The organism is Zobellella denitrificans (assembly GCF_002407485.1).
In the GTDB taxonomy this organism is placed as follows: domain Bacteria; phylum Pseudomonadota; class Gammaproteobacteria; order Enterobacterales; family Aeromonadaceae; genus Oceanimonas; species Oceanimonas denitrificans.
The window spans coordinates 3,831,788-3,850,919 of record NZ_CP012621.1 but is presented as its reverse complement, the minus strand read 5'-3'; the positions used below and the strand labels follow the sequence as shown (position 1 = coordinate 3,850,919).

Genomic DNA, 19,132 nt, shown 5'->3' with positions numbered 1-19,132 from the left:
CAGCCAGGCCAAGTCCTGCATCTGCTTTTTCCTTATCTCCACCCGGCCCGTTTTTCTCCTGAATCCTTTTTTCACAACACCGGGTTATCTTGTTTTTTCAATGGGTTGACCCGAGTTTTCCGGTTCCGGCAGGGAGTTTGTGAGAGTGTGCTCACATTATTTTTCACATTCATTTGTGAATAATTGTTATGAGGTTGGTGATATTAATATCTTTTAAATCAGTAACTTGTTTATTTTTGTGGCTTTCCCGTTTTGTGAGATCTCGACATTAACTGTGATTAAGTGTGATCGATAATGTACCTATCACAGTAGTTCACAGCTTGGGAGTAACACAGATGAGCGCACTTTCCCGTATTGGCCTGGTCGGCCTCGGCTCCATGGGCATGGGCATGGCCCAGTCCCTGATCCGCGCCGGCTTCGATACCTATGGTTTTGACCTGAACCCGGACGCCTGCGCTCGTCTGGCCGAAGCCGGCGCCGCCGGCACCGGCCCCTCGGCGCTGCCCTACGCGGACCGGCTCGATGCCCTGGTGCTGGTGGTGGTGAATGGTGCCCAGGTGGAGGCGGTGCTGTTCGGCGAGCAGGGCCTGGCCCAGGCGCTGCGCCCGGGCAGCCTGGTGATCGTGTGCAGCACCCTGGCCGCCACCCAGACCCAGTCCATCCACCGGCGCCTGGCCGAGCTGGGCCTGGAAATGATAGACGCGCCCATCTCCGGCGGCGCCGTCAAGGCCGCCGACGGCCGGCTGTCGGTGATGGCCTCGGGCAAGCCCGAGCTGTTCGAGCAGGCCCGTGGGCTGTTCGACGCCGTGGCCGAAAAACTCTATGTGGTCGGGCCCGACATCGGCCAGGGCAGCACCGTCAAGACCATCCACCAGCTGCTGGCCGGGGTGCACATCGCCGCCGCCGCCGAGGCCATGGCCATGGCCGCCAAGGCGGAGATCCCGCTGGAGCTGATGTTCGAGGTGGTCACCCACAGCGCCGGCAACTCCTGGATGTTCGAGAACCGGGTGCCGCACATCCTGGACGGCGACTATGCGCCGCGCTCCAGCGTCGACATCTTCGTCAAGGATCTGGGCATAGTGCTGGACACCGCCCACCAGATGAAATTCCCGCTGCCGCTGGCCTCCGCCGCCCACCAGATGTTCCTGGCCGCCAGCAACGAGGGCTACGGCCGTGAAGACGACGCCGCCGTGGTCAAAACCTTCAAGGGCATCCGTCTGCCGGAGGGCAAGTAAATGACGCAACGTCTGGGTGTTATCGCCGACGACTTTACCGGCGCCACCGATATCGCCGGCTTTATGGTGGAAAACGGCTGGCGCGTGACCCAGCTGATCGGCCACGGCCCCGCCGAGGTGCCGGCGGACGTGGACGCCGTGGTCATCTCCCTGAAGAGCCGCTCCTGCGCGGTGGAGCAGGCGGTGGCCGACTCCCTGGCGGCGCTGGCGCGGCTGAAAGAGCTGGGTTGCGACCGTTTCTTCTTCAAGTACTGTTCCACCTTCGACTCCACCGCCGAGGGCAATATCGGTCCGGTGACCGACGCCCTGCTGGCGGCGCTGGGCGAGACCTTTACCGTGATCTGCCCGGCGCTGCCGGTGAACGGCCGCACCGTCTGCCACGGCAACCTGTTCGTGAACGGGGTGCCGCTCGACGAGTCCGGCATGAAGGAGCACCCGGTGACCCCCATGCGGGATGCCAACCTGCAGCGGCTGATGGCCGCCCAGGCCCGGGGCCAGGTGGGGCTGGTGGACTATCACGCCGTGCTGGCCGGCCCGGAGGCGGTCCGTGCCCGGCTCGAGGAGCTGAAGGCCAATGGCGTGAACTACGCGGTGCTGGATACCCTGACCATGGCCGATCTGCCGGTGCTGGGCGAGGCGGTGAGCGAGCTGAAACTGGTCACCGGCGGCTCCGGCCTGGGCGCGGGCCTGGCCCGCGTTGCCACCGGCGGCCAGGGTGCCGCCCTGGCCCGGGAGCTGGGTGCGCCGGTGGCCGGCGGCCGCGCCGTGGTGCTGTCCGGCTCCTGCTCGCAGATGACCAACGCCCAGGTGGCGGCCTACCAACAGAAGGCGCCGCACCGGCTGGTGGAGGTGGCCCGCTGCATCGAGGCGCCCGCCGCCTACGCCGCCGAGCTGGCCGACTGGGTCGCGGCCCAGGACAGCGCCCCGGCGCCCATGCTGTACGCCACCCAGCCCGCGGCCGAGCTTTCCCGCATCCAGGCCCAGTATGGCGCGGCCCGGGCCAGCGAAGCGGTGGAAGGGGTGTTCGCCGCCGTGGCCGCCCGCCTGGCCGGCCAGGGTTTCGGCAAGTTTATCGTGGCCGGCGGCGAGACCTCCGGTATCGTCACCCAGGCGCTGGCGGTGACCGGCTTTCACATCGGCCCGCAGATCGCCCCGGGCGTGCCCTGGGTGCGGGCCCTCGACAAGCCGCTGTCGCTGGCGCTCAAATCGGGCAACTTCGGCGACGAGCACTTCTTCAGCAACGCCCAGGAGTTTTTCCATGACTGAATTTTCCCTGCGCCTGGAAATGGTGAAGATCGCCAAATCCATGTTCGAGCGCGGCTACAGCAGCGGCGGGGCGGGCAACCTCAGCCTGGTGCTGCCCGACGGCAACTTGCTGGCCACCCCCACCAACACCAGCTTCGGCGATCTGGATCCGGACCGCCTGAGCAAGGTGGACATGAACGGCAACCACCTGGACGGCGACAAGCCCTCCAAGGAAGTGTTGATGCACATCGCCATGTACCAGCAGCGGCCCCAGGCCGGCGGCATAGTGCACCTGCACTCGCCCTACCTGACCGCCCTGTCCTGCGTGGACGGGCTGGATCCGGCCAACTGCCTGCCGCCCATCACCCCCTATTACGTGATGCGGGTGGGCAAGCTCCCGCTGATCCCCTATTTCCGCCCCGGCAGCCCGCGCATCGCCGAGGAACTGGGCAAGCTGGCCGCCGGGCACGGCGCCGTGCTGCTGGCCAACCACGGCCCGGTGATCAGCGGCAAGAGCCTGCGCGAGGCGATGTTCAACGCCGAGGAGCTGGAAGAGACCGCCCGGCTGTATTTCATCCTGCGCAACGGCCCCATGCGCACCCTGACCGACGATCAGGTGGCGGAGCTGGAGCAGGTATTCAAAGGCAAGATGTAAGGAGCGGACCATGGCCCGATTTGCAGCCAACCTGTCGATGATGTTTACCGAAGTGCCCTTTATGGCGCGCTTCCAGGCCGCCCGCGCCGCCGGCTTTCGCGCGGTGGAATACCTGTTTCCCTACGCCGAGGACAAGGACGCCATCGCCGCCGAGTTAAAGCGCCGGGGCCTGACCCAGGCGCTGTTCAACATGCCCCCCGGCGACTGGGAGGCGGGCGAGCGCGGCCTGGCCTCGCTGCCCGGCCGGGAAGCGGAATTCCGCGCCGGCGTGGCCACTGCCCTGGCCTACGCCGAGGCGCTGGGCTGCACCCAGCTGCACGCCATGGCCGGCCTGTGCCAGCCCGGGCTGAGCCGCGAGCAGCAGCAGGCCACCTATGTGGCCAACATCCGCTACGCGGCGGACCAGGCGGCCCCAAAGGGTATTCTGGTGCTGATTGAACCTATCAATAGCCGCGACATGCCCGGCTACTTCCTCTCCACCCAGGTGCAGGCCGAGGCGCTGCTGGCAGCGATCGACCGGCCCAACGTCAGGATCCAGCTCGATCTCTACCACTGCCAGATCATGGAAGGGGATCTCACCCGCACCATAGACCGGCTGTGGGGCAAGTTCAGCCATATCCAGATAGCCTCGGTGCCCGAGCGCCACGAGCCGGACCAGGGCGAGGTCAACTACCCCTGGCTGTTCGACTACCTGGACGCCAAGGGCTACGACGGCTTCCTGGGCTGCGAATACCGCCCGCGCGGCCAAACCGAAGCCGGCCTGGGCTGGTTCGCCCCCTGGGCGGACAAGGAGTAAGCCATGATCCCCGCCGAACGCCGCGACTACATCTACCGCTATGTGCACGAGCGCAACATGGTGTCCATCAACGAGCTGGCCGCCGAGCTGGACGTGTCGCACATGACGGTGCGCCGGGACATCCAGCAGCTGGAGGCCGAGGGCAAGGTGGTGTCGGTAAGCGGCGGGGTCAGGCTCAACGACGCGGTCAAGCAGGAACTGGCCTACAGCGAAAAGGCCAGCATCCACCATAACAGCAAGGTCGCCATCGGCCTGGCGGCGGCGGAACTGGTGGAGGACGGCCAGGTGATCTACCTGGACGCCGGCACCACCACCTTCGAGGTGGCCAGGGGCATCGCCCGCAAGGCCAACCTGACGGTGGTGACCAACGACTTCACCATCGCCAACTATCTGATGCAGTACCCCCAGCTCACCCTGTTCCACACCGGTGGCCTGGTGGACGTGCGCAACCGCTCCTGCGTGGGCCAGGCGGCGGCGACCCTGCTCGCCAGCCTGAACCTGGACCTGGCCTTTATCAGCTCCAGCTCCTGGGACCTGGAGCGGGGCATGTCGACCCCCACCGAGAACAAGGTGATGGTCAAGCAGGCGCTGCTGAAGGTGGCGCGGCGCCGGATCCTGGTGAGCGACAGCAGCAAGTACGGCAAGTACGGCATGTTCCGCATCTGCCCGCTGCAGGCGCTGACCGACATCATCAGCGACGGCGGCCTGGCGGAAGAGACGGCGGAACAGCTGCGCGGCCAGGGCCTGCAGGTCCGGCTGGTGGGCTCGGCATGAAAACGATTATTACAAACCAACCTCTGTAGCTTATCGGGTGCCCTCAAGCACCGAGGAGAATCAAATGAATATCATCATTACCGGTGGTGCGGGCTTCCTCGGCCAGCGCCTGGCCAAGGCCTTGCTGCAACAGCAGCAGATCGCCTTCGACAGCCTCACCCTGGCGGACGTCATCGTCCCCACCTCGCCGCTGGCGGACGAGCGGGTGCGCTGCGTGCAGGCGGATCTGGGCGACCAGGCCGCGGTGCAGGCGCTGGTGACCCCGGACACCGGCCTGATCTACCACCTGGCGGCCATCGTCAGCAGCCATGCCGAGGCCGACTTCGACCTGGGCGTGCGGGTCAACATCGACGCCACCCGCTACCTGCTGGAAGCCGCCCGCCACCAGGCGCCCGGCTGCCGCTTCGTGTTCTCCAGCTCGCTGGCGGTGTTCGGCGGCGAGCTGCCGGAGGTGATCCAGGACCACACCGCGGTCTGCCCCCAGTCTTCCTACGGCATGGAGAAATCGGTGGGCGAGCTGCTGGTCAACGACTATGCCCGCAAGGGCTTCGTCGACGGCCGGGTGCTGCGCCTGCCCACCATCAGCGTGCGTCCGGGCAAACCCAACAAGGCGGCCTCGTCCTTTGCCAGCGGCATCATCCGCGAGCCGCTGCAGGGCGAGGAGAGCGTCTGCCCGGTGGCCCTGAGCCTGCCCATGTGGCTGTCGTCCCCGGCGACCGTGGTGGAGAACTTCGTGCGCGCCGCCCAGGTGCCCGCCGAGGCCTTCGGCGCCAGCCGCACCGTCAACCTGCCGGGCATCACCGTGACCGTGCAGCAGATGATCGACGCCCTGCGCCGGGTGGCCGGCGACCAGGTGTGCGCCCGCATCCGTTATGAAGAAGACGAGGCGGTATCGCGCATCGTGGCCAGCTGGCCCGGCCGTTTCAACATTACCCGTGCCCAGGGGTTGGGCTTTGTACAGGACGCCGACTTCGACAGCGTGATCCGCCGTTTTATTGCCGATGATATGGAAGGAACCAAGTAATGACAGACGCAAGCTCAATGGCCCCGGTGATCGGCCTCGCCGTCGCCGTGGTGGTACTGATTTTCCTGGTGGTGAAGACCCGGGTGCATGCGCTGATCGCCATGCTGGCGGCAGCCAGCATGGCCGGCGCCCTGGGCGGCATGGCCGCCGGTGACATCGTCAACGTGATCACCAAGGGCTTCGGCGGCACCCTCGGCAGCATAGGTATCGTCATCGGCCTCGGCGTGATGATGGGCCGCATCCTGGAAGTGTCCGGCGCCGCCGAGCAGATCGCCTACAGCTTTATCAAGTGGCTGGGCAAGAAGAAGGAAGAATGGGCCATGGCCATCACCGGCTATATCGTCTCGGTGCCCATCTTCGTCGACTCCGCCTTCGTGATCCTCTACCCCATCGCCAAGGCGCTGGCGCAGAAGGGCAAGCGCAACCTGCTGACCGTGGGCGTGGCCCTGGCCGGCGGCCTGGTGGTGACCCACCACACGGTGCCGCCCACCCCGGGCCCGCTGGGCGTGGCCGGCCTGTTCGGCGTGGACGTGGGCGCCATGCTGCTCACCGGCCTGGTGCTGGCGCTGCCCTGCGTGTTGGTGATCGTGCTCTACGCCCAGTGGCTGGGCAAGAAGTACCCGGACTTCCACGCCCCCGTGGTGCAGGACAGCCCCGAGCTGGAAGAAAGCTACAACCAGTACCTGGCCTCCAAGGCCGGCAAGGCACTGCCCAGCCTGTTCCTGTCGCTGCTGCCGATACTGGCGCCGATATTGCTTATCTTCATCAATACCCTGTTCGGCACCCTGGCCAAGATCGACGGCTGGAACGGCCTGAGCGAGAACCCGGTGGTGCAGCTGTTCACCTACCTGGGCCACCCGGTGATCGCCCTGTCCATCTCGGTGCTGCTGGCGGTGTATACCCTGGTGCCCAAGATGAACAAGCACGACACCATGGAGCACCTGGAAGAAGGGCTGCAGAGCGCCGGTATCATCCTGCTGGTGACCGGTGCCGGTGGCGCCCTGGGTGCGGTGCTGCGTGAGTCCGGCGCCGGCGCCATGCTGGGCGAGCAGATCGCCGGCCTGCCGATGCCGCCGGTGCTGATCCCCTTTATCGTCTCCACCCTGGTGCGGCTGATCCAGGGCTCGGGCACCGTGGCCATGGTCACCGCGGCCTCCATCTCGGCGCCCATCCTGGCCACCATCCCCGGTGTGAACATGCTGGTGGCGGCCCAGGCGGCGACCATGGGCTCCCTGTTCTTCGGCTACTTCAACGACAGCCTGTTCTGGGTGGTCAACCGCATGATGGGCATCAAGGACGTGAAGCAGCAGATCATCGTCTGGTCCATCCCCACCACCCTGGCCTGGGCCACCGGCCTGGTCGGTGTGCTGGTGCTCAACGCCGTGCTGTAAGCGGCCAGGAGCCGACTGAGGGGAGCGAGTGGCCGTTGCCGCCCGCCTGGGCCACATCGTCTGATCCCCGTCTTTAAAAGAAAAAATCCGATGACGCCTCGTCATCGGATTTTTTGTGCTCCTGGCCTCGGGTGGCGACACAGGCTCAGTGGCGCAGGAGCAGTTTTTCGATTTCGTACACCGGCATCTTGACCAGATCCTTGTCCAGCTCGGCACGGATCGCATTTTTCAGCGTTTCCGAATAGGCCGAGCGCAGCATGCCGAGGGCGCGCGGCGGCGCGACCATGATCACCGACCGGGTCTTGTCGGCGCCGAGGACGTCGTCCAGATGCCGGACGAGACGGGTCAGGAATTCCTGCTCGGCCTGATCGTGCCAGTCGGTCTGCTCGAAGGTGGTGCGGATGTGGCCCGCGGCATGGCTGCGGCCGGGGGCATCGGTGCCGAGTTCGCGCGTCGGCTGGGCCTTCTGCTCGAACACCTCTATGGTCTTGAGGTTGGGCGACTTGGCGTCGCCGTCATTCTGCAGCACCAGCGCCTTGCCGCCATCGCACACCACTACCCACTCATTCTCTAGAATAGACAACCCGGACATACAACAGCCTCCATGGATCCTTGGGTATCTCTTAGGATAGCAGCGGCGCGATTGCCCTGCGCGATTGCCCTGCGCGGGCGCCCGGCTGCTCGCGGGCGATGTGCCGGCGGCAGACCACGGCGATAACGCCGGCCCTGGGTGCACAGGGCACATCTGTTTTTTTCTAGGGTTTCTTGAGGATGCGATAGGCAAACAGCAGTATGATCGCGCCGATGACGGCGGTAAAGAGGCTGCCCAGGTTGAAGCCGGTGACCGAGCCGAAGCCCAGCCGGGTGCCGACCCAGCCACCGACGAAGGCGCCCGCGACGCCCAACAGTATGGTCATGATCAGGCCGCCGCCGTCCCGCCCGGGCATGATCCACTTGGCCAGGAAACCGGCGATCAGGCCGAAAAGGATCCAGCTCAGAATTCCCATCTTCAGCTCCTTTTCCATGTCGATATTCCCGAGAGCATAGCCCAGACGGACGGAAAAGGAGCCATTCAAACCGGTTCCTGCGTCAATCCGGGTCCGGCCTGTGCCACAGCCGGCGGCCCATGGCAAAGGTGGCGGTGATGTTCAGGGTGTCGGGATCGACCAGCAGCAGATCCGCGTCCTGGCCCACCGCCAGCCGGCCCTTGCGGCCCAGCCCGAGGATGTCGGCGGGATTGCGGGTCACCACCGGCAGCACCTGCTCGGGCGATAAGCCCTCTCGGGTCATGGCCAGTACCGCCTGTTGCCAGATGCTGTCGATGCGGCCGGCCTCCAGGCCGAGCAGGCGGCCTTCTGCATCGAAGCGGGGCAGGCTGGCGTTGGCATCGGAGCTGAAGCTGATGCGATCCGGCGCCACGCCCTGGCGCAGGCAGAGGGCCAGTGCCTCTGCCGCGTCCAGTTCCCCGTCGTCCAGCAACTGGGGCAGGGTGGAGGCGGTGAAGTCGATGTAGCCGCCGTCCCGGCCCCAGGCGATGGCCTCCTGCAGCAACGGCCGGCTGCGGTTGCAGTGGGTGGGGTAGAGCTGGCGCCGGGGCAGGTCGGTCTGCTCGACCAGTCGGCGCAGGGGCGTCAACCCTTCCCGGCCGTCGCCCAGGTGGAACAGGGCCACGCCCTGCTTGCCCGCCAGCAGGCCGCCCACCCTGGCCTGGGCCACGGTTTCCGCCAGCGCCTGATGGCTGGGCATGGAGGAGCGGTGATCGCTGATGGCGATTTCGCCCACACCGATGATGTCCGGGAGCAGCATCAGATCCTGTTCCACCGAGCCGCTCAGGGTCTTGGCGGGCAGGTGGTAGGAGCCGGTGTACATATAGGCCGACAGCCCGGCCGCCTGCAACTCCCGCACCTTGCCCAGCAATTGGGGCAGGTTGCGGGTGATGCTGTCGGTACCCAGCGCCGCCACCAGGGTGGTGACCCCGGCACGGATGGCTTCGTCTGCATACAGCTCGGGGGTGCGAAAGCCGAAGCCGCCCTCGCCGCCACCACCGATGATATGGGCCAGGGGATCCACCAGCCCGGGGATCAGCCAGCGGCCGGCGGCGTCCAGCCGTTCGACCGGGCAGGGCAGGCGGATGTCGCCCGGGTCCCGTCCCATCCAGACGATCTGGCCGCCGGCCAGCAGCAGGGCGCTGTGCTCGCCGGGGACGGGGGTGAAGACGCGGGCGTTTTCGATCAGGGTAAGGGGAGCCGGGCTCCCCTGGGGTTGGTTAGTCGCCATAAATGCTGTACTCGAAATACTTGGCGTTGATCCGCTGGTAGGTGCCGTTGTCGCGCAGGGCCCGGAGGGCGCCGTTGAGTTGCTCGCGCAACTCGTTGTCCTGCTTGCGCACGGCGATGCCCATGCCCCGGCCGAACCATTTCTCGTCGGTGAACTCCGGGCCGCGGAACTCGAACCGGTCTCCTCCCTCCTTGTCGAGCAGGCCCTGCTGGGTGGCGGAGGCGTCGTTCAGCACCGCGTCCAGCCGCCCGGCCCGCAGATCCAGGTAGGCTTCGTCGGCGCTGCCATAGCGCACTATGGTGACGCCGCTGCCATAGCTGTCGGACAGGAACTTGTCGTTGGTGGAGGCCCGCTGCACCCCGATGCGCTTGCCCTTAATGCCGTCGGGGCTGAGATCCAGGGCGGCGTCCTTGGCCACCACGAAGCGGTTGGGGATCTTGGCGTACTTGTCGGTAAAGCTGACGCTGCGTTCCCGTTCGGCGGTGATGGACATGGCAGCGATGATGGCGTCGTACTTGCGCGCCAGCAGGGCCGGGATAATGCCGTCCCAGTCCTGGGCCACCAGCTCGCAGCGGGCCTTGAGCTGCTCGCAGATGGCATGGGCCAGCTCCACGTCGAAACCGGCGACGGTGCCGTCGGGCTGGGTGTAGGAAAAGGGCGGGTAGGCGCCTTCCACCCCGAAGCGGATGTGCGTCCACTCCTTGGCGGCGACCTGGGCGGACAACAAGGAGGCGACGACGGCGCCTGCAATAACAGATGCTTGCATGATAGATCTCCGAATGTAAGAAAAGGCGCAGCAGGACGCTGCGGAATGCCAGGCGGGCAAGCCTTATTCGTCGAACCACTCCGACAAATAAAACGGCTTGAAGTAGAAGGCCAGGAAGTGGCCTCTGGCATTTCTCAACATGGAGACGTTATCGATCCCTGATCGCGGAAATAAAAATTAACAATCTTGTATCATTTGTCCGCGGCGCTGGCAAGCGCGGCGGCGGATTCAGTCGTGCTCGGCGATATCCGCCATCCGGGCCTGCAACAGGGTGATGATGGCCTCGGCATCCAGGCCCACCGACAGGCCGCGCTTGCCGCCGGACACCAGCACATAGGGGTAGTCCGCCGCCGAGGCGTCCAGCACCGTGGTCAGCCGCTTCTTCTGGGCGAAGGGGCTGATGCCGCCCACCTTGTAGCCGGTGAGCCGTTCCGCCTTGGCCGGCGGCATCATGTCGAGCTTTTTCACCCCGGCGGCCTTGGCCAGGCGCTTGAGGTTGACCTTGCCGGAGGAAGGCACCAGGGCCACCACGGCGCCCTGTTCGCCTTCGGTGAGCAGGGTCTTGAACACCTGGGCCGGGGGCACCCGCAGCTGTTCGGCGGCATGGGCGCCGAAGTCGTCCTGGGCGGTGCAGTCGTACTGATGCAGGCTGAAGGCGGCCTTCTGCTGTTCCAGAAACAGGATGGCGGGGGTCATGAGCGTGATTTCCGTGCATATAAAAAAGCCCAGTCTGCGACGACCGGGCTCGGTTGACAAGTGTCAGCTCAAGGGCTGCGCCCTCTTACTCTTTTATATTAGCCGGTATTGCGCATGCCGGCGGCGATGCCGGCGATGGTGACCATCAGCGCCTGGTCCAGCACCGGGTGGATTTCGCCCTGCTGGCGGGAACGCTTGAGCAGTTCGGCCTGCAGCACGTTGAGCGGATCCGTGTAGGGGTTGCGCAGCTTGATGGATTCCTTGATCCAGGGCTGGTCGGAGAGCAGCTCGGCCTCTTCCTTCAGTTGCAGGATAAGATCCATGCTTGCCTTCAGCTCTTCCCGCAGGCGCGTGCCCAGGGGCTTGAGCGCTTCCGGCACCAGCACGCTGTCGTAGTAGGCTGCCAGGCCCAGGTCGGCCTTGAGGAACACCATCTCCAGCATGTCCAGACGGGCGCGGAAGAAGGGCCAGCGCTTGTTCATCGTCACCAGGGTGCTTTCGTGGCCGTCCTCGATGGCCCGCTCCAGCCCCTTGTGGGCGCCCAGCCAGGCGGGCAGCATCAGCCGGTTCTGGGTCCAGGCGAAGATCCAGGGGATGGCGCGCAGGCTTTCCACCCCGCCGTTGGGCTTGCGCTTGGCCGGACGCGAGCCCAGCGGCAGCTTGCCCAGCTCCAGCTCGGGGGTGGCGGCGCGGAAATAGGGCACGAAGTCGGGCTCGCCGCGGATCAGCGAGCGGTAATGATCGCAGGATACCCGGGCCATGGTGTCCATCAGCTCGCGCCACTGGGGTTCGGGCTCCGGCGGCGGCAGCAGGTTGGCCTCGAGCACGGCGCTGGCGTAGAGCGCCAGGCTGTCGATGGCCACCTGGGGCAGGCCGAACTTGAAGCGGATCATCTCGCCCTGTTCGGTGACCCGCAGGCCGCCCAGGGTGGAGCCGGGCGGTTGCGCCAGGATCGCCTGGCGGGCGGGGCCGCCGCCCCGGCCCAGGCTGCCGCCCCGGCCGTGGAACAGGGTCAGCTTGACCTGCTCTTTCGCGCTCAGGTTCACCAGTTGTTCCATGGCGCTGTACTGGGCCCAGCCGGCGGCCAGCATGCCCGCGTCCTTGGCGGAATCGGAATAACCGATCATCACGTACTGGTGGCCCTGCAGGTAGCCGCGGTACCAGGGCAGGGCGTACAGCTGCTCGATCACCTCGGCGCCCCGGTTGAGGTCGTCCAGGGTTTCGAACAGCGGCGCCACCGGCAGCGGGAAGTCGACGCCGGCTTCCTTCAGCAGCAGCTGTACTGCCAGCACGTCGGAGGGGGCGCCGGCCATGGAGATGATGTAGATGCCGAAGGCATCGCGGGGGTGCTCGGCGATGACCCTGCAGGTGTCCAGCACCTCCTTGGTGTCGTCCGAGGGCTGCCACTGGCGCGGCAGCAGCGGCCGGCGGGAATTGAGTTCGTTGAGCAGGAAGGCCTGCTTGTCGGATTCGCTCCATTCGGCGTAGTCGCCCAGGCCCAGGTAGCGGGTGATCTCGGCCAGGGCCTGGGTGTGGCGGTCGCCGTCCTGGCGGACGTCGAGCTTGAGCAGGTGGATGCCGAAGCAGGCGACCTTGCGGATCACGTCCAGCAGCAGGCCGTCGGCGATCAGCCCCAGGCCGCATTCGTGCAGGGAGCGGTAGCACAGCTCCAGGGGTTCACGCAGCTGTTCGGTGCTGGTGATCAGATCCCGGGCGTCGGTCTTCTGGCCCTGCACCCTGGCGTTGAGGTGCATCAGGGTTTCGCGCAGATCTTCCCGCAGCCGGCGCAGCACCGCCCGGTAGGGTTCGTCGCTCTCGCCGCTCTGGATGTAGAGTTCGCGGTTGGCTTCCGACATGGACAGCTCGGACACCAGCTCCTGGATGTCGTTGAGGAACAGGGAGCTGGCCATCCAGCGGCCGAGCAGCAGCACTTCCCGGGTGACCTTGGCGGTGACGAAGGGGTTGCCGTCCCGATCGCCGCCCATCCAGGAGGCGAAGCGCACCGGCGCGGCGTCCAGCGGCAGGCGCACGCCCAGGTGGTCGTGCAACTGCTGGTCGAGCTGGCGAATGAAGCGGGGCAGGGCGGGCCAGAGGCTGTTCTCGATCACCGCGAAGCCCCATTTGGCCTCGTCCACCGGGGTAGGGCGCAGGGAGCGGATCTCGTTGCTGTGCCAGGCCTGGGCGATCAGCTGTTCGACCCGGGCCAGGATCTCCGCTTTTTCCGGCTCGGGCAGATCCAGCTCCAGGGCGGCCAGGCAGTCGTTGAGCTGCACGTGCTTGTGGATAAAGGTGCGGCGGGTCACTTCGGTGGGGTGGGCGGTGAGCACCAGCTCGATGTCCAGGGCGGCCACCGCCTCCTTGATGCGGTTGTCGTCGATGTCGGCGCCCTTGAGTCGCTCGAACACCTGGTGCAGCGGGCTGGGGCCGGCGCTGCGCTGGTACTCCCGGGAAATGGTATGGAACTGCTCGGCCACGTTGGCCAGGTTCAGAAACTGGTTGAAGGCGCGGGCCACCGGCAGCAGCTCATCGTCACTCAGGTTTTTCAGGGTACTCAGCAGCTGCTGCTGATCGTCCTGGTTGCCTTGCCGGGCCGACTTGGCCAACTGGCGGATGGTCTCGATCTTGTCGAGAAAGGCCTGGCCGTGGTGGGCCTTGATGGTATCGCCCAACAACTGCCCCAGCAGACCGACGTTGGCCCTGAGTGCTGCATGATTATCCATATCTGCCTCTTTTGTTAATTTATTACAAAATGATGACGCTTCTGCCACTTATCTAGCCATTTTTCCCGGTTCCGGTCAATCCCACTTCGGGGTTGACCGGAAATTCTGTAATTTATTTACTGAAACAGAAGCGTTTGACCAGATGTTGCAGCACCTGGACGGTGGGGGTGACGAAGGACAGATCCAGGTATTCGTCGGGCTGGTGGGCCTGGGCGATATGGCCGGGGCCCAGCACTATGGTCTGGCAGCCCAGTTGCTGGATGAAGGGCGCCTCGGTGCAGTAGTTCACCGCCTCCGCCGGGTTGCCGGTGATCTCGGCGGCGGCCCGGACCAGCTCGGCCTCCGGATCGGTGCCGTAGGCAGGAATGGGCTCGTGCAGGTGGCTCACCTCCACCGCGCCCGGGTACTGTTCCTTGATGGGTTCCAGGGCATGGTGCAGCAGCCCCATCAGTTCGTCGGGGCCGACCCCGGGGATGGGCCTCATGTCGAAGTGCAGCTCGCAGCAGGCGCAGATGCGGTTGGGGCTGTCGCCGCCGTGGATATGGCCCAGGTTGAGGGTGGGCTGGGGCACCTTGAAGTGGGGGTTGGCGTACTTCTCCTTGAGCTGGCGCTGCAGGTCGAGCAGCCGGCCCATTACCTGGTGCATGATTTCCAGGGCGTTGAGGCCGTTGGCCGGATCCGAGCTGTGGCCGCTCTTGCCGGTGATGCGGATGGCTTCCGACATGTGGCCCTTGTGCATCATCACCGGCACCAGGCCGGTGGGCTCGCCGATCACCGCGTAGTCGGGCTTGATGGCCATGGCGCCGGCGATGGCCCGGGCGCCGGCCATGGTGGTTTCCTCGTCGGCGGTGGCGAGGATGCGGATGGGCTTGTCGAGCTTGCTCAGATCCAGATCCTTGAGCGCTTCTACTATAAAGGCGAAGAAGCCCTTCATGTCGATGGTGCCCAGGCCATAGAGGCGGTTGCCTTCCTCGGTGACCTTGAAGGGGTCCTTGTTCCAGCGGCCCGGGTCGAAGGGCACCGTATCGGTGTGGCCGGCCAGCAGCAGGCCGCCGTCACCGCTGCCCTTGGTGGCCAGCAGGTTGAACTTGCCGGGCAGATCGGGCAGTTCGGTCACTTCCACCTCGAAGCCGAGCTGGCTGAACCAGTCCGCCAGCAGACGAATCACCTGCTCGTTGCTCTGGTCCCAGCTGGGATCCGTGCTGCTGATGGAGGGCAGGGCGATGATGCTGCGGTACAGGTCCAGCAAGTTGAGCGATTTCATGGGATCTCCGTCGGGATTTTATCTAATTTAAATTCAACACAATTGCATAAATATGTTTTTATTGCTAGGCTGCGGACTTGTCATTTTCCGGGTAACCAGCGTAACAGATGGCCATGCATTTCCCCTCCTCACAACAGCGACGACGACAGCCCGCCTGATCCTTTTGCCCTAGGGTGACACAGGGCCCGAAAACGCGCTAGGCTGAGGCCTGCATATCTATACCAAGCTGAATCGATATTTACGGACGCGACCATGTTAAAAGCTGCAATCATTGGTGCCAGCGGTTATACCGGAGCCGAACTGGCCGGTCTGATCCATGGCCACCCCCACCTGACCCTGGCCGGACTCTATGTGTCCAACGGCAGCCAGGATGCCCACAAGCCCTTCACCAGCCTGCATCCGCGCTGGCGCGGCATCATCGATCTGCCGCTGCTGCCCCTGGACGACGAGGCCATCAGTCGCATCCACACCGAGGCGGATCTGGTGCTGCTGGCCACCGCCCATGAGGTGAGCCACGACCTGGCGCCCGGCTTCCTGGCCAAGGGCCTTCCTGTATTCGACCTCTCCGGTGCCTTCCGAGTGCCCGGCGAAGGCTTCTATGACCAGTTCTACGGTTTCCACCACCAGTATGGCGACTGGCTGGCCAAGGCCGCCTACGGCCTGGCCGAGTGGAACCAGGAGGCGATCAAGGCGGCCCAACTGATAGCGGTGCCCGGTTGCTACCCCACCGCCTCGCTCAGCGCGCTCAAGCCGCTGCAGCAGGCGGGGCTTGTCGCCGAAGGTGCCCGCCCCATCATCAGCGCCGTGTCCGGCGTCAGCGGGGCCGGGCGCAAGGCCAGCATGAATAACAGCTTCTGCGAGGTCAGCCTCAAGCCGTACGGGGTGTTCAACCATCGCCACCAGCCGGAGATCAGCTACCACCTGGGCAAGCAGGTGGTGTTCCAGCCGCACCTGGGCAACTTTATCCGCGGCATCCTGGCCACCGTCTATGTCCAGTTGAAGGACGGCGTGAGCGACCAGCAGATCGCCGCCGCCTACCACCAGGCCTACGACGGCCAGAAAATAGTGCGCCTGGCCGGCCAGTGGCCCCAGATCAACGACGTGGCCGGCACTCCCTTCTGCGATCTGCACTGGGGACGGGACGGCAACCAGCTGATCGTGGTGTCGGCCATCGACAATTTGCTGAAAGGAGCGGCCAGCCAGGCCATCCAGTGTATTAATATTCATCAGGGATTCTCGCCGGTGGCGGGTCTGATCAAGGAGTAACGAGAGATGGCAAATCAACAACCGCTGGTGATCAAGCTGGGCGGCACCCTGCTGGAAAGCGACAAGGCCCTGGCGGCCCTGTTCACCACCCTGAAAACCTTTCTGGACGAGGTGAGCCGGCCCCTGCTGCTGGTGCATGGTGGCGGCGTGCTGGTGGACAACCAGCTCAAGGCCATGGGCCTGACCTCCACCAAGAAGAACGGCCTGCGGGTGACCCCCTTCGAGCAGATCCCGGTGATCGCCGGCGCCCTGGCCGGCACCGCCAACAAGCTGCTGCTGGCCCAGGCCATTGCCCACGAAATCCCCTCGGTCGGCCTGTGCCTGGGTGACGGCGGCCTGTGCCGGGTCAGCCAGCTGGATCCCGAGCTGGGCGCCGTGGGCCAGATCGAGGGCGGCGATGCCACCCTGGTGAACAGCCTGCTGGCCGGCGGCTTCCTGCCCATCGTCAGCTCCATCGGCATTACCTTCGACGGCAAGCTGATGAACGTGAACGCGGACCAGGCGGCCACCGCCATCGCCGAGATCCTGGACGCGGATCTGGTGATGCTGTCGGACGTGAGCGGCATCCTCGACGGCAAGGGCCAGCGCATCGCCCACCTGACCGAGGCCGACGCCAATGAACTGATGGAAAAAGACATTATCAAGGACGGCATGGCAGTCAAGGTGAAGGCGGCGCTCAAAGCCACCAAGACCCTGGGCAAACCGGTGGCCGTGGGCAGCTGGCGCTACCCCGAGCAACTGCTGTCGCTGCTGGCGGGCGAATCCGAGTACGGTACCCGGATTTCCCACTAAGGAGGCCTTATGCAGCATTTATTGAGTATGAAGGACTACAGCAAGGAGCAGATCGAACAGCTCCTTGCCCTGGCCATGGAGATCAAGGCCAATCCGGCCAAGTACGCCGAGGCCCTCAAGGGCAAGAGCGTGGTCACCCTTTTCGAAAAACCCTCCCTGCGCACCCGGGTCACCTTCGACATCGGCATCAACAAGCTGGGTGGCCATGCGGTCTACCTGGACAGCCAGAACGGCGCCATGGGCAAGCGGGAAACGGTACAGGATTTCGCCGCCAACCTGTCGCGCTGGTGCGACGCCATCGTCGCCCGGGTATTCGACCATCAGACACTGGTGGAAATGACAAAATATGCTACCGTGCCGGTGATCAACTCCCTGTGCAACCTGTATCATCCCTGCCAGGCGCTGGCCGACTACATGACCATCGCCGAGCATCACGATGATCTGAGCAAGGTGCACCTGGCCTATGTGGGCGATGGCAACAACGTCACCAACTCCCTGTTGCTGACCGGCGCCATCCTGGGCACCACCGTCACCGCCGCCTGCCCGCGTGGGCACAACGTGGACGCCCAGATCCTGAAGGAGGCCGAGGCCCTGGCCGCGATCAGCGGCGCCAAAATACGGGTGACCGACAGCCTGGACGATATCGAGGGCGCGGACGTGATCTATACGGACACCTGGGTTTCCATGGGCGATAATACCCCCCTGGATCAGGTGAAGGAGATCTTCATGCCGTACCAGGTCAACCAGGCCCTGCTCGACAAAACCGGAGCCAAACAGGTGCTGCATTGCCAGCCCGCCCACAGGGAGTGGGAAATAACTTCCGAGGTGATGGACGGCCCCGCCTCCCTGATCCTCGACCAAGCTGAAAATCGCATGCACGTCCAGAATGCCGTGCTGCTGACACTGATTAACAGGGATATTCATTAATGAGCCAATTCAAAAAAATCGTGCTGGCCTATTCCGGCGGTCTGGACACTTCGGCCATCATTCCGTGGCTGAAAGAGAACTACGAAGGCTGTGAAGTGGTGGCCTTCGTGGCCGATGTGGGCCAGGGCGCCGAAGACCTGGAAGGCGTCGAGCAGAAGGCGATCGCCTCCGGTGCCTCCAAGTGCATCGTGGCGGACCTGAAAGACGAGTTCGTCAACGACTACGTCTACCCGACCCTGACCACCGGCGCCATCTACGAAGGCACCTACCTGCTGGGTACCTCCATGGCCCGCCCGGTGATCGCCAAGGCGATGGTGGAAGTGGCCCTGGCCGAAGGCGCCGATGCCATCTCCCACGGCTGCACCGGCAAGGGCAACGACCAGGTGCGTTTTGAAGGCGCCGTGGCCGCCCTGGCTCCCCAGCTGGCCATTATCGCCCCCTGGCGGATCTGGACCATGCGCAGCCGTGAAGAGCTGCTGGCCTACCTGGCCGAGCGCAAGATCCCCACCACCGCCAGCGCCACCAAGATCTACTCCCGCGACGCCAACGCCTGGCACATCTCCACCGAGGGTGGCGAGCTGGAGAGCACCTGGAACGAGCCTTCCGAGCAGGCCTGGACCTGGACCGTCTCCCCGGAGCAGGCTCCGGACAAGGCCGAGACCGTGTCCCTGACCGTGGAAAAAGGCCGCGTGGTCGCCGTCGACGGCCAGGCCATGAGCCCCTACCAAGTGCTGGTGACCCTGAACGAGCGTGCCGCCAAGCACGGCGTGGGCCGGGTCGACATCGTCGAGAACCGCCTGGTGGGCATGAAGTCCCGCGGCTGCTACGAAACCCCCGGCGGCACCGTGATGATGGCCGCCCTGCGCGCCGTCGAGGAGCTGGTGCTGGACAAGCCGACCCGCGCCTGGCGCGAAAAGGTGGGTGCCGAGTTCTCCCACCTGGTGTACGACGGCCGCTGGTTCACCCCGCTGTGCAAGGCGCTGCTGGCCTCTGCCGAAGCCATCGCCGAGGACGTGTCCGGTGAAGTGGTGCTGAAGATGTACAAGGGCCAGGTTACCGCCATCAAGAAGCGCTCGCCCAACAGCCTGTACTCCGAAGAGTTCGCCACCTTCGGCGAGGACGAGGTGTACGATCAGAGCCACGCCGAAGGCTTTATCCGCCTGTACTCCCTGGCCAGCCGGATCAAGGCGCTGAAAAACCAGCAGAAATAAACAAAAGATGACAAAGGGGGCTGAGGCCCCCTTTTAAATAGAGAGCTACAGGTCGACAGGCTGGCGCTTTGGTCACTGAGCCGGTGCTTGACT

The 19,132-nt window shown here is 65.0% G+C and carries 18 protein-coding genes; 11 read left to right on the top strand and 7 right to left on the bottom strand.

The genetic code is table 11. The features are described from left to right. Positions 1-335 precede the first annotated feature (335 nt). The 7 genes from ltnD to AN401_RS18140 all read left to right on the top strand — a co-directional run bounded on the left by ltnD (position 336) and on the right by AN401_RS18140 (position 7,120). A complete protein-coding gene (ltnD, locus tag AN401_RS18170) occupies positions 336-1,235 on the top strand; it encodes an L-threonate dehydrogenase (protein WP_094039412.1) in 900 nt (299 codons plus the stop codon). Next, entirely contained in the window at positions 1,236-2,501 is a 1,266-nt protein-coding gene (otnK, locus tag AN401_RS18165) for a 3-oxo-tetronate kinase (protein WP_096780108.1), read from the top strand. Continuing rightward, on the top strand, positions 2,494-3,135 hold the full coding sequence (gene otnC / locus AN401_RS18160; protein ID WP_094039335.1) for a 3-oxo-tetronate 4-phosphate decarboxylase: 642 nt from the start codon (positions 2,494-2,496) through the stop codon (positions 3,133-3,135). The genes otnK and otnC overlap by 8 nt, the downstream gene beginning before the upstream one ends. Positions 3,136-3,145: 10 nt before the next feature. Continuing rightward, positions 3,146-3,931, top strand: coding sequence for a 2-oxo-tetronate isomerase (gene otnI, locus AN401_RS18155; RefSeq protein ID WP_094039336.1), 786 nt, complete (start codon positions 3,146-3,148; stop codon positions 3,929-3,931). A 3-nt stretch (positions 3,932-3,934) separates the two neighbouring features. Further along, complete coding sequence (locus AN401_RS18150) at positions 3,935-4,705, top strand: DeoR/GlpR family DNA-binding transcription regulator (protein WP_094039337.1); 771 nt, start codon at positions 3,935-3,937, stop codon at positions 4,703-4,705. Positions 4,706-4,769: 64 nt separating this feature from the next. Further along, positions 4,770-5,729 carry a D-erythronate dehydrogenase gene (gene denD, locus AN401_RS18145; RefSeq protein WP_094039338.1) on the top strand — a complete coding sequence of 320 codons (960 nt, stop codon included), beginning with the start codon at positions 4,770-4,772 and terminating at the stop codon, positions 5,727-5,729. Then, complete coding sequence (locus tag AN401_RS18140; protein WP_096780107.1) at positions 5,729-7,120, top strand: GntP family permease; 1,392 nt, start codon at positions 5,729-5,731, stop codon at positions 7,118-7,120. Before denD ends, AN401_RS18140 begins: the two co-directional genes overlap by 1 nt. A 145-nt stretch (positions 7,121-7,265) precedes the next feature. Here the strand turns inward: AN401_RS18140 and AN401_RS18135 are convergent, their stop codons facing one another. The 7 genes from AN401_RS18135 to argE all read right to left on the bottom strand — a co-directional run bounded on the left by AN401_RS18135 (position 7,266) and on the right by argE (position 14,843). Then, a complete protein-coding gene (locus AN401_RS18135) occupies positions 7,266-7,712 on the bottom strand; it encodes a host attachment protein (RefSeq protein ID WP_094039340.1) in 447 nt (148 codons plus the stop codon). 163 nt (positions 7,713-7,875) lie between these two features. Continuing rightward, positions 7,876-8,127 carry a GlsB/YeaQ/YmgE family stress response membrane protein gene (locus tag AN401_RS18130; RefSeq protein ID WP_094039379.1) on the bottom strand — a complete coding sequence of 84 codons (252 nt, stop codon included), beginning with the start codon at positions 8,125-8,127 and terminating at the stop codon, positions 7,876-7,878. Positions 8,128-8,209: 82 nt separating this feature from the next. Continuing rightward, the gene (gene iadA, locus AN401_RS18125) at positions 8,210-9,397 is read right to left on the bottom strand and encodes a beta-aspartyl-peptidase (RefSeq protein WP_096780106.1); all 1,188 of its coding nucleotides are present in this window, start codon (positions 9,395-9,397) and stop codon (positions 8,210-8,212) included. After that, positions 9,387-10,163 (bottom strand): ABC transporter substrate-binding protein, encoded by a 777-nt coding sequence (locus tag AN401_RS18120; protein ID WP_096780105.1) that lies wholly within the window; start codon positions 10,161-10,163, stop codon positions 9,387-9,389. The genes iadA and AN401_RS18120 overlap by 11 nt, the downstream gene beginning before the upstream one ends. A gap of 228 nt (positions 10,164-10,391) precedes the next feature. Beyond that, on the bottom strand, positions 10,392-10,859 hold the full coding sequence (ybaK, locus tag AN401_RS18115; protein WP_096780104.1) for a Cys-tRNA(Pro) deacylase: 468 nt from the start codon (positions 10,857-10,859) through the stop codon (positions 10,392-10,394). Positions 10,860-10,957: 98 nt separating this feature from the next. After that, complete coding sequence (ppc, locus tag AN401_RS18110) at positions 10,958-13,579, bottom strand: phosphoenolpyruvate carboxylase (protein WP_096780103.1); 2,622 nt, start codon at positions 13,577-13,579, stop codon at positions 10,958-10,960. Positions 13,580-13,691: 112 nt separating this feature from the next. Further along, entirely contained in the window at positions 13,692-14,843 is a 1,152-nt protein-coding gene (argE, locus tag AN401_RS18105) for an acetylornithine deacetylase (protein ID WP_094039345.1), read from the bottom strand. Between the two features lie 252 nt (positions 14,844-15,095). On the opposite strand from argE, the gene argC reads away from it, so the two are divergent. From argC to AN401_RS18085, 4 genes are read left to right on the top strand one after another with little or no spacing between them, the layout of a single operon-like run. Continuing rightward, positions 15,096-16,109 carry an N-acetyl-gamma-glutamyl-phosphate reductase gene (gene argC / locus AN401_RS18100; RefSeq protein WP_096780102.1) on the top strand — a complete coding sequence of 338 codons (1,014 nt, stop codon included), beginning with the start codon at positions 15,096-15,098 and terminating at the stop codon, positions 16,107-16,109. A gap of 6 nt (positions 16,110-16,115) precedes the next feature. Continuing rightward, positions 16,116-16,901 carry an acetylglutamate kinase gene (gene argB / locus AN401_RS18095; protein WP_094039347.1) on the top strand — a complete coding sequence of 262 codons (786 nt, stop codon included), beginning with the start codon at positions 16,116-16,118 and terminating at the stop codon, positions 16,899-16,901. 9 nt (positions 16,902-16,910) lie between these two features. Continuing rightward, positions 16,911-17,828 (top strand): ornithine carbamoyltransferase, encoded by a 918-nt coding sequence (locus AN401_RS18090; RefSeq protein ID WP_094039348.1) that lies wholly within the window; start codon positions 16,911-16,913, stop codon positions 17,826-17,828. Continuing rightward, positions 17,828-19,039: an argininosuccinate synthase gene (locus tag AN401_RS18085; RefSeq protein ID WP_094039349.1), complete on the top strand. Its 1,212-nt coding sequence runs from the start codon at positions 17,828-17,830 to the stop codon at positions 19,037-19,039. The genes AN401_RS18090 and AN401_RS18085 overlap by 1 nt, the downstream gene beginning before the upstream one ends. The last annotated feature ends 93 nt before the right edge of the window (positions 19,040-19,132 follow it).

Excerpts from the sequence above, each read along its gene's own strand:
- ltnD (WP_094039412.1), top strand. The coding sequence starts at position 336 with ATGAGCGCACTTTCCCGTATTGGCCTGGTCGGCCTCGGCTCCATGGGC.
- otnK (WP_096780108.1), top strand. The coding sequence starts at position 1,236 with ATGACGCAACGTCTGGGTGTTATCGCCGACGACTTTACCGGCGCCACC.
- otnC (WP_094039335.1), top strand. The coding sequence starts at position 2,494 with ATGACTGAATTTTCCCTGCGCCTGGAAATGGTGAAGATCGCCAAATCC.
- otnI (WP_094039336.1), top strand. The coding sequence starts at position 3,146 with ATGGCCCGATTTGCAGCCAACCTGTCGATGATGTTTACCGAAGTGCCC.
- AN401_RS18150 (WP_094039337.1), top strand. The coding sequence starts at position 3,935 with ATGATCCCCGCCGAACGCCGCGACTACATCTACCGCTATGTGCACGAG.
- denD (WP_094039338.1), top strand. The coding sequence starts at position 4,770 with ATGAATATCATCATTACCGGTGGTGCGGGCTTCCTCGGCCAGCGCCTG.
- AN401_RS18140 (WP_096780107.1), top strand. The coding sequence starts at position 5,729 with ATGACAGACGCAAGCTCAATGGCCCCGGTGATCGGCCTCGCCGTCGCC.
- AN401_RS18135 (WP_094039340.1), bottom strand. The coding sequence starts at position 7,712 with ATGTCCGGGTTGTCTATTCTAGAGAATGAGTGGGTAGTGGTGTGCGAT.
- AN401_RS18130 (WP_094039379.1), bottom strand. The coding sequence starts at position 8,127 with ATGGGAATTCTGAGCTGGATCCTTTTCGGCCTGATCGCCGGTTTCCTG.
- iadA (WP_096780106.1), bottom strand. The coding sequence starts at position 9,397 with ATGGCGACTAACCAACCCCAGGGGAGCCCGGCTCCCCTTACCCTGATC.
- AN401_RS18120 (WP_096780105.1), bottom strand. The coding sequence starts at position 10,163 with ATGCAAGCATCTGTTATTGCAGGCGCCGTCGTCGCCTCCTTGTTGTCC.
- ybaK (WP_096780104.1), bottom strand. The coding sequence starts at position 10,859 with ATGACCCCCGCCATCCTGTTTCTGGAACAGCAGAAGGCCGCCTTCAGC.
- ppc (WP_096780103.1), bottom strand. The coding sequence starts at position 13,579 with ATGGATAATCATGCAGCACTCAGGGCCAACGTCGGTCTGCTGGGGCAG.
- argE (WP_094039345.1), bottom strand. The coding sequence starts at position 14,843 with ATGAAATCGCTCAACTTGCTGGACCTGTACCGCAGCATCATCGCCCTG.
- argC (WP_096780102.1), top strand. The coding sequence starts at position 15,096 with ATGTTAAAAGCTGCAATCATTGGTGCCAGCGGTTATACCGGAGCCGAA.
- argB (WP_094039347.1), top strand. The coding sequence starts at position 16,116 with ATGGCAAATCAACAACCGCTGGTGATCAAGCTGGGCGGCACCCTGCTG.
- AN401_RS18090 (WP_094039348.1), top strand. The coding sequence starts at position 16,911 with ATGCAGCATTTATTGAGTATGAAGGACTACAGCAAGGAGCAGATCGAA.
- AN401_RS18085 (WP_094039349.1), top strand. The coding sequence starts at position 17,828 with ATGAGCCAATTCAAAAAAATCGTGCTGGCCTATTCCGGCGGTCTGGAC.